The organism is Pseudomonas salomonii, assembly GCF_900107155.1.
Classification (GTDB): Bacteria; Pseudomonadota; Gammaproteobacteria; order Pseudomonadales; family Pseudomonadaceae; genus Aquipseudomonas; species Aquipseudomonas salomonii.
Window position 1 is genome coordinate 312,508 of record NZ_FNOX01000005.1, and the last position, 12,407, is coordinate 324,914.

At 60.5% G+C, this 12,407-nt stretch carries 10 protein-coding genes; 3 read left to right on the forward strand and 7 right to left on the reverse strand.

Translation table 11 applies throughout. The annotated features are described in order from the left end of the window. The first annotated feature begins 6 nt into the window (after positions 1-6). The 3 genes from relA to BLV67_RS13850 are packed head-to-tail and all read left to right on the forward strand — an operon-like array spanning position 7 to position 3,654. Positions 7-2,250, forward strand: a complete 2,244-nt coding sequence (relA, locus tag BLV67_RS13840; protein WP_017134872.1) for a GTP diphosphokinase — start codon at positions 7-9, stop codon at positions 2,248-2,250. Continuing rightward, on the forward strand, positions 2,250-3,083 hold the full coding sequence (gene mazG, locus BLV67_RS13845) for a nucleoside triphosphate pyrophosphohydrolase (protein ID WP_069788058.1): 834 nt from the start codon (positions 2,250-2,252) through the stop codon (positions 3,081-3,083). Before relA ends, mazG begins: the two co-directional genes overlap by 1 nt. Before the next feature lie 25 nt (positions 3,084-3,108). Continuing rightward, the gene (locus BLV67_RS13850; RefSeq protein WP_017134874.1) at positions 3,109-3,654 is read left to right on the forward strand and encodes a DUF2058 domain-containing protein; all 546 of its coding nucleotides are present in this window, start codon (positions 3,109-3,111) and stop codon (positions 3,652-3,654) included. A 67-nt stretch (positions 3,655-3,721) separates the two neighbouring features. Here BLV67_RS13850 and BLV67_RS13855 read toward each other — a convergent pair whose 3' ends face one another. The 7 genes from BLV67_RS13855 to purM all read right to left on the reverse strand — a co-directional run bounded on the left by BLV67_RS13855 (position 3,722) and on the right by purM (position 12,361). Then, complete coding sequence (locus tag BLV67_RS13855) at positions 3,722-5,842, reverse strand: TonB-dependent receptor (RefSeq protein ID WP_069788059.1); 2,121 nt, start codon at positions 5,840-5,842, stop codon at positions 3,722-3,724. Beyond that, positions 5,839-7,065 (reverse strand): MFS transporter, encoded by a 1,227-nt coding sequence (locus BLV67_RS13860; RefSeq protein ID WP_065929794.1) that lies wholly within the window; start codon positions 7,063-7,065, stop codon positions 5,839-5,841. Before BLV67_RS13860 ends, BLV67_RS13855 begins: the two co-directional genes overlap by 4 nt. Beyond that, positions 7,055-8,980: an IucA/IucC family protein gene (locus tag BLV67_RS13865; protein WP_065929793.1), complete on the reverse strand. Its 1,926-nt coding sequence runs from the start codon at positions 8,978-8,980 to the stop codon at positions 7,055-7,057. The genes BLV67_RS13860 and BLV67_RS13865 overlap by 11 nt, the downstream gene beginning before the upstream one ends. Positions 8,981-9,365: 385 nt before the next feature. Beyond that, complete coding sequence (locus BLV67_RS13870) at positions 9,366-9,554, reverse strand: hypothetical protein (protein ID WP_065929792.1); 189 nt, start codon at positions 9,552-9,554, stop codon at positions 9,366-9,368. Positions 9,555-9,930: 376 nt separating this feature from the next. After that, positions 9,931-10,644 (reverse strand): DUF3108 domain-containing protein, encoded by a 714-nt coding sequence (locus tag BLV67_RS13875; RefSeq protein ID WP_065929791.1) that lies wholly within the window; start codon positions 10,642-10,644, stop codon positions 9,931-9,933. An 8-nt stretch (positions 10,645-10,652) separates the two neighbouring features. Then, entirely contained in the window at positions 10,653-11,303 is a 651-nt protein-coding gene (gene purN / locus BLV67_RS13880) for a phosphoribosylglycinamide formyltransferase (RefSeq protein ID WP_069788060.1), read from the reverse strand. Further along, the gene (purM, locus tag BLV67_RS13885) at positions 11,303-12,361 is read right to left on the reverse strand and encodes a phosphoribosylformylglycinamidine cyclo-ligase (RefSeq protein WP_017134881.1); all 1,059 of its coding nucleotides are present in this window, start codon (positions 12,359-12,361) and stop codon (positions 11,303-11,305) included. Before purM ends, purN begins: the two co-directional genes overlap by 1 nt. Between the last annotated feature and the right edge of the window lie 46 nt (positions 12,362-12,407).

Here is a 12,407-nt window from a genome sequence, read left to right on the forward strand (position 1 = left end):
AGCAAGATGGTACAGGTGAGAGCACACCAGCCGATCAACACCGACGGCAGTATCAATCTCGAGGCATGGCTGGATCATGCCGTCAGTGTCGACCCGGCACTGGACCGTGAAGCCTTGAAAGCAGCCTGCGAGTTCGCTCGTGAGTCTGAACAGCAAGACAATGCGGCCAAGAACCTGTGGGCCGAAGGCACTTCAAGCTTTCGCACCGGGTTGGAAATCGCCGAGATCCTCGCCGATCTCAAGCTGGACCAGGATTCGCTGATCGCCGCCGTGCTTTATCGCGGCGTGCGTGAAGGGCATATCCCGTTGCCGACGGTCAGCCAGCGTTTCGGCGCGGTGGTGGCCAAGCTGATCGACGGCGTGCTGCGCATGGCCGCCATCAGCGCCAGCCTCAGCCCGCGCCAGTCCATGGTGCTGGGTACTCAGGGCCAGGTCGAAAACCTGCGCAAAATGCTGGTGGCCATGGTCGACGACGTGCGCGTCGCGCTGATCAAGCTGGCCGAACGTACCTGCGCGATCCGTGCGGTGAAGACCGCCGACGACGAAAAGCGCAACCGCGTGGCCCGCGAGGTGTTCGACATCTATGCGCCGCTGGCGCACCGCCTGGGCATCGGCCATATCAAGTGGGAGCTGGAGGATTTGTCCTTCCGCTACCTCGAACCCGATCAATACAAACAGATTGCCACGCTGCTGCACGAGCGGCGGCTCGACCGCGAGCGCTTTATCACCGACGTGATGGGCCAGTTGCGCTCCGAGTTGCAGGCCACCGGCGTTGACGCCGACATCAGCGGCCGCGCCAAGCACATCTATTCCATCTGGCGCAAAATGCAGCGCAAGGGCCTTGCCTTCAGCCAGATCTACGACGTGCGCGCCGTGCGCGTGCTGGTGCCGGAAATGCGCGACTGCTACACCGCGCTGGGCATCGTGCACACCCTGTGGCGGCACATTCCCAAGGAGTTCGACGACTACATCGCCAACCCCAAGGAAAACGGCTATCGCTCGCTGCACACTGCGGTGATCGGCCCCGAGGGCAAGGTGCTGGAAGTGCAGATCCGCACCCATGCCATGCACGAAGAGGCCGAGCTTGGGGTTTGCGCGCACTGGCGTTACAAGGGCACCGACGTCAAGGCCGGTTCCAACCAGTACGAAGAGAAGATCTCCTGGCTGCGCCAAGTGCTGGAATGGCACGAAGAACTGGGCGATATCGGCGGCCTGGCCGAACAGCTGCGGGTGGATATCGAACCCGACCGGGTCTATATCTTCACCCCCGACGGCCACGCCATCGACTTGCCCAAGGGCGCCACGCCTTTGGACTTTGCCTACCGTGTACACACCGAAATCGGCCATAACTGCCGGGGCGCCAAGATCAACGGGCGCATCGTGCCGCTCAACTACAGTCTGCAAACCGGTGAACAGGTCGAGATCATCACCAGCAAGCACGGCACGCCGAGCCGCGACTGGCTGAACCCGAACCTGGGCTACATCACCACGTCGCGGGCGCGGGCGAAGATCGTTCACTGGTTCAAATTGCAGGCGCGCGACCAGAACGTTGCAGCCGGCAAGACCTTGCTTGAACGCGAATTGGCGCGCCTGGGCCTGCCACAGGTGGACTTCGACAAGCTGGCCGAAAAAGCCAACATGAAGATCGCCGAAGACATGTTCGCCGCCCTCGGTGCTGGCGACTTGCGCCTGGCGCAATTGGTCAATCTGGCCCAGCAACTGGTCGAGCCGGAGCGCGGCAGCGAGCAGCTGGAACTGATCCCACGCAAAGCCACCGGCTACAAGCCCGGCAAGCGCGGCGATATTCAGATCCAGGGCGTGGGCAACCTGATGACGCAAATGGCCGGCTGCTGCCAGCCATTGCCGGGCGATGCCATCGTCGGCTACATCACCCAGGGGCGTGGCGTGAGCATTCACCGCCAGGATTGCGCCTCGGTGCTGCAACTGGGCGGGCGCGAACCCGAGCGCATCATCCAGGTCAGCTGGGGCCCGGTGCCGGTGCTCACGTATCCGGTGGACATCATCATCCGTGCCTACGACCGTTCCGGTTTGCTGCGTGACGTGTCGCAAGTGCTGCTCAACGAGCGTATCAACGTGCTGGCGGTCAACACCCGCTCGAACAAAGAGGACAACACCGCGTTGATGTCCCTGACCATCGAGATCCCGGGGTTGGACGCGTTGGGGCGGTTGCTGGGGCGCATATCCCAGTTGCCGAACATCATCGAGACCCGGCGTAATCGCACGCCATGATGTATTCACTTGAAGACCTGCTGTACCTGATGAACCGCCTGCGCGACCCGCAATACGGGTGCCCGTGGGACATCAAGCAAACCTACGCGACCATCGTGCCGCACACCCTCGAGGAAGCCTACGAAGTCGCCGACGCTATCGAGCGCGGCGACTTCGATCATCTGCAAGGCGAGCTGGGCGACCTGTTGTTCCAGGTGGTGTATTACAGCCAGTTGGCGCGGGAAGAAGGGCGCTTTGAGTTTGCCGGCGTGATCGACAGCATCACGCGCAAGCTGATCCGTCGCCATCCCCACGTGTTCCCCACTGGCGACCTGTATGCGCCGCTGGATATTCCCCGGTTGAGCGAAGAACAGGTCAAGGAACGTTGGGAGCAGATCAAGGCCGAGGAGCGCGCAGAAAAATCCGACGCACCCGAGCAATTGTCGCTGCTCGATGACGTACCCACGGCCTTGCCCGCATTATCCCGCGCCGCCAAATTGCAAAAGCGTGCCGGGCAGGTCGGTTTCGACTGGCCGTCTGCCTTGCCGGTGGTCGATAACGTGCGTGAAGAGCTGGATGAAGTGCTCGAAGCCATGGCCGATAACGACTCGGTGGCCATCGCCGATGAAGTCGGTGACCTGTTGTTTGCGGCGGTCAACCTGGCCCGTCACCTCAAGGTCGACCCAGAAACCGCGCTGCGTGGTGCCAACGCCAAGTTCGAGCGACGTTTCCGATTTATCGAACAGGCATTGCGCGACACGCACAAACCCATAGAAGATTGCACCCTCGAAGAGTTGGACGCCCTGTGGGGCGAAGCCAAACGCCAGGAAAAGAATGTGTCCAGCTGCGGTTGAGCAGTTGCCTAAGTGAGTAAGCACCATGAGCCTTTCCCTTCGCGACCAGTTGCTCAAAGCAGGTCTGGTCAACCAAAAGCAGGCCAAGCAGGTCGGCAAAGACAAACAGAAACAGCAGCGTCTGGTCCACAAAGGCCAGATCGAGGCCGATGACACTCAGGCGCGTTTGGCCGCCGAAGCGCACGCCGAAAAGGTCAAGCGCGACCAGGAACTGAACCGCCAACAGCAGGAAAAAGCCGAGGCCAAGGCGCGCACGGCCCAGGTCAAACAGTTGATCGAGACCTCGCGCCTGCCCAAGTTGACCACCGAGGACTACTACAACTTCGTGGATGACAAGAAGGTCAAGCGCCTGTCGGTCAACACGCTGATGCGCAACAAGCTGAGCAACGGCTCCCTGGCGATCGTGCACCACGGTGGCGGCTACGAAGTGATTCCGCGTGAAGCGGCGCTGAAGATCCAGGAGCGCGCACCGGAGCGTATCGTGCAGCTCAATATCCTCACCGAAAGCCAGGTTCCGGATGAGGATGATCCTTACGCCGCCTACCAGATCCCGGATGATCTGATGTGGTAAGGCGTTAAAAACAACAAACCCCGCTCAAAAGGCGGGGTTTGTGTTTTTAACCTGCAGCTTCAACCGATCACCAATCCACGGCATAACTCACGCTGAAGGTACGCCCTTCAGCGTTCGGGTACGGCGCACGGGCGTTGGCCTGGGCAAACATGTTCTGGTAATTGCGGTTACTCAGGTTGTAGATCGCGCCTTCCAGGCGACCGACTGGCAACCTGACCGAACCGAGCAGATCGACCAGCGTATAACCTTTGATATCGCGGCCGTTGTTGTCTTTGGCTGCGGCGTCATAGTCGGCCAGTTGCATGCCTTGCAGGCGCAGGCTGTAGTCGCCACGGTCATAGCCGACAAAGGCGGTGGTCTTGGCAGGCGAGATACGTGTGGCGGGCAGGTCGATCCATTTGCCGTTTTGCTGGGTCTCGCCTTTGGCGTAGGCGTAAGTGCCGCCTACCGACCATTGATCGGTGACGTTGTAGGTCAGGCTGGTTTCGATGCCGCGCACGCGCTCTTTCTGGTTGATCAGGCGCAACACACGGTCATTGGCATCATAGAACTGAGTGACGTCCGAGGTGTTTTCATAGGCGGTGACGTTGGCCTGCCACTTGTCCCAGTTGCCACGCCAGCCCAGCTCGTAGCTGTCGACCTTGAGGGCTTGGGCGTTCAGGTCCTGGATGTCGTACTTGCTGTTGACGTCACGCAGGAAGCGCTGGATATCCGGCAGGGAAAACCCCTGGCTGAAATTGACGAACACATCCTGGTTTTCATTCAGGTGGTACACCGCACCCAGGTTGTAGAGCGTGTCATCGTATTTGAGGGTGCCGCCCGGCAGTGTGGCGCGGTTGCCGGTCTGCACGATCTCGCCGTAGGCAATACTGTCGGACACTTCGCTTTCGATCCACTCACGACGTATGCCGCCACGTAAGGTCCAGTCATCGATATCGTAGGACAGCTGACCAAAAATGGCTTTGGTGCTGGTTGCGATGTCCGGGCCCATCTCGAAGGTGGTGCCGGTCTTGGTATAGCTCAGGCCATTGACCCGGTATTGGTCGCCGCGTTGGCGCGAGGTTTCATGGTCATAGTCGGCGCCCCAGACCAGGTTGCCGGTCGCCGGGCCGATGTCCGGCATTTGTGTATCGATCGCCGCCCGCACACCATAGACGTCTTGCACACTGTTGTTGTCGGACACCCCGGCACGGCCGCGAGACAGGTCGGGGAAGAACAGTGCATCGGCCCGCCGCCAGTAACTTTCGACCTGCAAGCCCTGGCCATAGAAGTCCTTGTCGGCGTAATTGAGGTTGACCGCCTGGTTGTGGGTGAAGGGTTGGTCATCCAGGTCCAGGCCTTTTACCGCGACCGCAGTGCTGGTGATGCGTGGGTTCTTGGTGTAGCGGGTGTCCTGTTCATCTTTATAGTCTTGCAGCGACAGGCTGATCTTCTTGTCGTCATCCAGCTCGTAGCCGAAGCGACCTTGCAGGTCGTAGGTGTCGGTGTCCATGTTGCTGCCCTGGGACGTGTCCTGGGGAATGCGTTTGCCGTTACCGTCGAACTGGTCGTTGCGTTGCACCGTATTGCCCGACACGTACCAGTCCACCGGGCCCTTGCGGCCGGTGGCACTTTGGAAGGCTTCGTAGGAGAACCCTTTATGGCTGAAGTTGTTGCCGGCGGTCATGCCTATCTTGCTGCTGAAGGCCAGGTCTTCGCCTTTGTTGCGCTTGGTGATGATGTTGATGATGCCGCCTGACGCGCCGGCGCCGTAGACGCTGCTGGCGCCGGATATCACTTCGATGCGCTCGATGCTTTCCGGTGCCACGCTGTTGAGCTGGCGGAAGTTGTCACGCGTGGCGTTCTGGGACACGCCATCAATCAGGATCAGCGTGTTGCGCCCGCGCAGCGTCTGGCCGAAGTTGCTCATGCCACCGCTGGAGGGCGCTATGCCCGGGACCAGTTGCCCGAGGATATCGGCAACCCGGCGTCCTGCCGCTGTCTGCTGGCGGATCTGTGCTTCGTCGATAACCTGCACCGAGCCTGGGATCGCGGCAATGCTGGTTTCACTGCGAGTGGCTGAAACGACCGTCGCCTGCAATTGCAGGTTGGTAGCCGCCGCTGGCGCGTCTTCAGGTTGATCGGCCCAGACAGGCACGCTTATCGAACCGAGCAGGGGCAGCAGGACGGCCCATTGTGATTTGTTCATGATCTTGCCTTTGAGTTATTAGAAGTATTGACAGAAAAATCGGAAGTCTCAGGTGTTCGGGTGAACGAACGGATGGCGCGGATACCCAGGGCCGCCAGGGCATAGGTCAGTGCCACCAGCCAAAAGCTGTGCGCCAGGCCTACCATTGCCATGCCGACGCCACCCAACAGCGCACCGCACAACGCGCCACCTTTTGCGGCGCTATTGCCCAGGCCCAAGGCAAACCCCTGCTGGCTGGGTGCAACGGTGTTGGCGATCAACGTGTAGGCGACCGGCAGCAGCGCGCCTTGCCACACGCCCCACAGCAGCCGGCTGGCGAGGAACCCCAGCCATTCGCCGGCCATCGCCGTGAAGGCCAGCGTCAAGGCGCAAAGCCAGGTGACCCATTCGATGATGCGCAGCGTGTGCGCCGCCGGGTGTCGGTCAAACAGCCGGCCCCACAGCGGCGCGGACAGCGCGAGCGTCAGTGCGCTGGCGGCGTAGCTGGCGCCGATCAGCCAGGCAGGGGCGTTTAGAACATCGGCGACGTACAGGGCATAAAACGGTTGGGGCATCATCTTGGCGGCCTGGATCAGCACGATGATGGCGAGCATTGCGCCGAGCCAGCCTTTGGGCAGTGCCGTAGGCGTTGAGGCGCGTGCAGGTCTTGAGCGCGGCGCATCGCTGGGTAGAAACAGGCTGATCAGCGCGCACAGCAGGCAAACCGCCGTGGCGCTGTAGCACAGCAATGCAAAGCCGGAAATGTCCATCAGCCAGCCACCCAGCACCGGCCCGGCCAGCGAACCCACGGCGGTGGCCGATTGCAGCCGCGCCAGAACGTGCCCGCGTCCACCTTCGGCGCAGTACGCCAGCGCGTAGGCTTGGGCCGCTGCAATAAAGCCCGCCAGCGCACCTTGCGCCACGCGAATGACCACCAGCAGCCACGGATCGGTGGTGACGGCGGCCAGCGCCTGGCATACCGCCAGGGCCAGCAGCGCGCGAATGATCATCGGCTTGTGGCCGGTACGATCACCCAGGCGCCCCCACATCGGCGTGAGGATCATCGCCGCCATCATCGGCCCGGCATACACCAGCGATGACAGCAGGCCGGTGTACTGGGCGTCGGCAACGCCCAGCAGCTTCTGGATCTGCAACGGCCAGAAGGGGCCGCTCATTTCCATGGCGCCCATCGACACCAGCTGAATCACCACCAACAGGCGCAGTGCCGTGTTGTTAGCCGACATTGGCGGCAGTGCTCAGCGGGTTCGGCAGGCGGCCGACGATATCGGCGTGGCTTTCCATCAGGCGCATGCGCATAAACGACTTGGCCGGCCAGTCCTGCTCCAGCAGCGCGGCACGTTCGGTCTGCCAACGTTGGGGCTCGACCTGGCTGCGCAAATCATCGAAACACTCGCGGACCTGGGCCGACAGTTCGTCCCACAGCAGCCCCTCCGGAATATCGAAGTGGCGCGCACTGAGCAATACCAGTTCGCCCAAGTGGCACATGAACACCGTGTGCAGCAACTTGTCGCGCACGAAACCGGCATCGTCGTACAAGGTCATCTTCGGGTCGTGCAGTTCGATGTCCAGGCCGTGGGCGTGCAAGGTCTTGCGGTCGATGCGGATATCACCGAAATCACGCAGCAACAGACGGCTTGCTTGCCCGTCGGTGCCCATGACCATAAATGAGTTCTGCTGATGGGCCTCGAAGGCCACGCCATAACGCAGGTACATGCCCAACAGCGCCGGCACTGCGATGGATGCATAGTCTTTAAAAAACGCCTGCATGGCCTGCGCGTCGTCGGTGCCTTTGCTCAGGCGTACCCACTGCTTGAGCAGGGGCTGCCCATGCTGATCGATGGCAAACAGGCTGCCTACCGGAACGGCCATTTCGCCCGGTTCAAGCAGGCTCTGCGGGTTGTCCCGGTAGAGGACGGCCAGGTGCCGGGAGTGTTCGTCATTGGCAGGTTGTGGTTGGAAATGCACGCCGAGTCGTTCGGGCACGATGCTCAGAATTTTTTGAATGTGTGGCTCGCGTGCCAGGATGGTTTGCAGCAAATGGCTGATCCGTGGGCCCATGCGCGCGGAGCGTGGCGACACGGTGCGCTGCACGCTGGTCAAGCGCAGCGACACTGGAAGTTTAACCATTGGCGCGTCGCACCGGCCTTCGGGCAACACGGTCCTGAACGACATGGTGGGGTGGGCGGTGAACGCGACGATGTCGGTCAGCACCAGCAGCCGGTCGCCGATTTCATTGGCGAACAGTTGCGGCAGCTCTTGGCGAGCCTGCCAAGGGTGAGCGGGCATCGGCAGGTAGTCGCCGGCCTCAAGGCCCTGAGCGGTCAGCTGCGCCGTCAATTGGCGGGCGGCCTGCGGGAAGTGGTTTTGCCACCACTGCCAGTAATCTGCAGTACCGGCCAGGCTTTCGACATGGGCGAACTGGCGGTGCAGCGCGCAGAGTAATACCGGGAAGCGCGCCTCGAACTCCGGCGAGAATTCAATAACCTGCTCTGTTCCCAGGCCCAGCTTTGTCTTGTAGTTGGGGTGCCATGGATGGCCCAGCGTGCCCCACTGCTCAAGTACCGATGTCGGGTTGGAAACGCCTGGGTTGTTCCTGAGGTAGCTGAGCAAGTTGTTTTGATGCGCGGGGGCCATTGCCGCGTGCAGCTCGAGAGTCCACTGCTCGTGGAAAGCGAGGCACAGCGTATCGTTGACAACGCTGTCATCGATCTCGCTGTTGAGGCGGCTTAGCACGTCGGGGGCGGCAGGCGACTCGAGGCTGCTGTTGAGTAATGTCAGCAACTGCGAGGGGAACCGGATTTTCTGTTCTGGCTGGCCGGCGCGCAGGACACTCACCGAGCCGCGCAAATCCCAACTGGCCATGCGGCCCGGGCGCAGGTGATCAAAGCGCAGGCGGGTGTGGTCGGGTAGCTCCAGCCAGCAACGATCGTGATCGTCATAGGTGCGCGTGGCGGGGTTGAGCAGACCCTCACGGAACAAGGCCTGGATCAAGCGCTGGAAGCTGCGTTCGGCGGCGGGTGCAAGGGTATCGATCAGGGCATCAAGCGTGACGTGCTTAGCCTGGAATTGGCGAGTGGAGAGTGCTTCACCCCAGCGTTCAAGCAGTAGTTTTTCCGGTGTGGCGATGTGTCCGTGCATCAATTCGAACTCCTTATCCGTGGCGCTGAGTGAAAAGCGAACGGATACTATCGAGAATCATTACCAAATGTCTATTTGTTGTTACGCTTTTTGCAGAAACGATTATTCAGGGAGTGAAAGGAGGGCGGGTCGAAGACGGACAGAGCAACCATGCAGGTCTGCAGTCAGGGCTTGAAGCGTCTAAGTCAGGCTAGTTCAGTGTCTTTGAGAGGACTTGTAATACGCGGCCTGAGGTTTTGTAGGATGTGTCTGTTTTCATGCGGTCGTGGCAGAACACAGGAAAACGACGGAAGTGAGAAACGAAAAACCCCGCTCAAAGGCGGGGTTTTGTGTGCAGGCACACCAGCTGCTGTGTGGGGCTGGGTGGCTACCGGATTTCAGCGTTTCAGGAGCCTTGCGCCTGGCGTTTCATTTCTAGAGATTCGAGCTCGTTTTTATAATTTTGGGCTTCGTTCTCATTGTGGAACATGCCGACCAGTTGGTCTTGTTGATGTACATCCCAGATGTGAATCCCATGACCCAGTGCTTCGTGAGACATGTGTGCATCGTCGCGTTCAGTTACTTTTACAGTCATCTGCTTGCTCCAATCTCTGGTTGATCTGCGGCAAGTCGTCGCAGGCCTCTTTTATATGTTTTGTTAGCTTGCTAAGTAAACCGATTTTGCGCGCAACTATTTATTGCAGGAAACGCAACAGTGCTGCAGGCCACGCAAATCGCGACATTGCGTCGCAGGGTGCTGAGTTTTATGACAAAAGTTTCATGTTTGGGTGGGCTTAAAGTCTTGTGGTGACCGTGCTGGCCCCATCGCAGGCAAGCCAGCTCCCACCTTGAAATGCGTTTTCCTGTGGGAGCTGGCTTGCCTGCGATAGCGGTAGTGGGTTCAACACAAAACCTCCAGGCGAAAAAAAGCCCCGCATTTCAGCGAGGCTCTTTTAAATCACATCACGGTATCAGCTACCTTTGATAGCCTGGCCATCAACGGTACCGTCCAACAGCATGATGTTGTATTCCTTGCCGTCGGTTTCCACCTGGCGCAAGGCTACCAAAATACCGCCCAGGTCCTTGGCAAACCACATCTGGGTGATGCGCTTGCTTTGAGTCGGGTCGCGTACACGTTCAACCTTGATCGCATCGATGGAGCCGACCTTGGTCTGGACCTTTTCCGGGCCGATCACGCGGAAGTCGTAGGTGTCGGTGTCGGTGCCTTCAACGACGATGTAGCTCATGCTCTTCTTGCCGGCCGCCACATCGCGTTGCAACGCCAACTGATAGGTCGACTTGTCGAGCATGCCGCTTTGCAGGGGGACATTGACCGGGTCTTTGTTTTCAAAGCCGGTGACTTTCTTGGCCGTCTGGTCAAAGTCCAGGTTGATCTTCTTCGACTTGCCCAGGCCGCCACGCTCGAAGCTGTAGCTCACGGGCTGCAGGGCATCTTTGTCGAGACGGATCACACTGGTCTCGGTGAGGCTGGCGATCATCATGGACGCCTTGAAATTCAGGGTCCACGAGCCGTTGTCATTCTTGACCAGGCTGCGTTCGGCCGAACCGCTCATGGGCAACTGTTTCCAGTCGGCGGTGTAGCTGGCGGAGAAAGGGTGAAGGTCTGCTGCTTGCACGGCGGGCAAGGCGAACAGCGCAAAAGCGAAGAGCAGGGCGCGACGCATAAAATCTCCTAGGTTCGAATCAAGTGGCCGCTGGCCGCGAGTAACTGACCGTCCAATAATGCACCCTGTTCGCCGAGAATCAATCGTCCCTCGGCAAACCAGCGAACAGCCAGCGGGTAAATCCTGTGTTCCTGGGTGTGAACCCGTTGCGCAAGTGTCTGCGCCGAATCTGCAGACTCTACCGGAACCACTGCCTGTACGACCAGAGGCCCGCCATCGAGTTCCTCGGTGACAAAGTGCACGCTGCAGCCATGCTCCGTGTCGCCGGCCTCGAGAGCGCGTTGGTGCGTGTGTAACCCTTTGTATTTGGGTAGCAGGGACGGGTGGATATTGAGCAGGCGCCCTTGGTAGTGCCGCACGAAATCGGCGCTGAGGATGCGCATGAAACCGGCAAGTACCACGAGTTTGGGGTTGAAGGCGTCGATCAGTTCGATCAAGGCGCTGTCGAAGGCCTCGCGACCTTCGAACGCCTTGTGATCCAGCGAGCGGGTATCGATACCCGCGTCCCTGGCGCGTTGCAGGCCGTAGGCGTCGCTGCGGTTGGAGATCACCGCAGCGATGCGCACCGGGCTGTCGCCGGCGCGCGTGCTGTCGATCAGGGCCTGCAAGTTACTGCCGGTGCCGGAGAGCAGCACCACGACATCACAGGTCTCAGGCATCAGTGAGCCTTGAGGTTCTTCAGTTCAACCTGGGCCGCGCCTTCCGGGGCGGTCGCGATCTGGCCGATAACCCAAGGCTGCTCGCCCGCTTCGCGCAGTACGTTCAGTGCGGTTTCAACGTGCTCTTGCGCCACGCAGATGACCATGCCCACGCCGCAGTTCAGTACGCGGTGCATTTCGGTTTCGTTGACATTGCCTTGCGCTTGCAGCCAGTCGAACACGGCAGGACGGGTCCAGCTTGCCACGTCGACAATCGCCTGTGCGCCTTTTGGCAGCACGCGCGGGATGTTGTCCAGCAGGCCACCGCCGGTGATGTGGGCCATGGCTTTGACGGCGCCGGTGTCTTTGATCAGCTTGAGCAAAGGCTTCACGTAGATCCGGGTCGGGGCCATCAGCAGGTCGGTCAGCGGCTGGCCGTCGAGTTGGGTGTTCTCGATGTCGGCGCCGGACACTTCGATGATCTTGCGGATCAGCGAGTAGCCGTTGGAATGCGGGCCGGACGATGGCAGGGCGAGCAGGGCGTCACCGGCTGCGACTTTGGAACCGTCGATGATTTCAGCTTTTTCGACAACACCGACGCAGAAACCGGCCAGGTCGTAGTCTTCGCCTTCGTACATGCCCGGCATTTCAGCGGTTTCGCCGCCGACCAGGGAGCAACCCGACAGTTCGCAGCCGGCGCCGATGCCGGTGACCACTTGAGCGGCGGTGTCCACGTTCAGCTTGCCGGTGGCGTAGTAGTCGAGGAAGAACAGCGGCTCCGCGCCACACACCACCAGGTCGTTGACGCACATGGCAACCAGGTCGATACCGATGGTGTCGTGCTTGTTCAGGTTCAGTGCCAGGCGCAGCTTGGTGCCCACGCCGTCGGTGCCGGACACCAGCACAGGCTGCTTGTAGCCGGCCGGGATTTCGCAGAGGGCGCCAAAACCGCCCAGGCCGCCCATGACTTCGGGGCGCGCAGTGCGCTTGGCGACGCTCTTGATGCGTTCGACCAATGCTTCACCGGCGTCGATGTCTACACCGGCGTCCTTGTAGCTCAGGGAGGGTTGCTTGCTCATGATCCAGGCCTTTAGGGGGGATTTCTGGGTAACGACCGAGCCGGCA

What these genes read in the sequence shown, in the direction of transcription:
- purM (WP_017134881.1), bottom strand. Translation starts at nt 12,361, where the DNA reads ATGAGCAAGCAACCCTCCCTGAGCTACAAGGACGCCGGTGTAGACATC.
- BLV67_RS13875 (WP_065929791.1), bottom strand. Translation starts at nt 10,644, where the DNA reads ATGCGTCGCGCCCTGCTCTTCGCTTTTGCGCTGTTCGCCTTGCCCGCC.
- BLV67_RS13855 (WP_069788059.1), bottom strand. Translation starts at nt 5,842, where the DNA reads ATGAACAAATCACAATGGGCCGTCCTGCTGCCCCTGCTCGGTTCGATA.
- BLV67_RS13860 (WP_065929794.1), bottom strand. Translation starts at nt 7,065, where the DNA reads ATGTCGGCTAACAACACGGCACTGCGCCTGTTGGTGGTGATTCAGCTG.
- relA (WP_017134872.1), top strand. Translation starts at nt 7, where the DNA reads ATGGTACAGGTGAGAGCACACCAGCCGATCAACACCGACGGCAGTATC.
- BLV67_RS13865 (WP_065929793.1), bottom strand. Translation starts at nt 8,980, where the DNA reads ATGCACGGACACATCGCCACACCGGAAAAACTACTGCTTGAACGCTGG.
- BLV67_RS13850 (WP_017134874.1), top strand. Translation starts at nt 3,109, where the DNA reads ATGAGCCTTTCCCTTCGCGACCAGTTGCTCAAAGCAGGTCTGGTCAAC.
- purN (WP_069788060.1), bottom strand. Translation starts at nt 11,303, where the DNA reads ATGCCTGAGACCTGTGATGTCGTGGTGCTGCTCTCCGGCACCGGCAGT.
- BLV67_RS13870 (WP_065929792.1), bottom strand. Translation starts at nt 9,554, where the DNA reads ATGACTGTAAAAGTAACTGAACGCGACGATGCACACATGTCTCACGAA.
- mazG (WP_069788058.1), top strand. Translation starts at nt 2,250, where the DNA reads ATGTATTCACTTGAAGACCTGCTGTACCTGATGAACCGCCTGCGCGAC.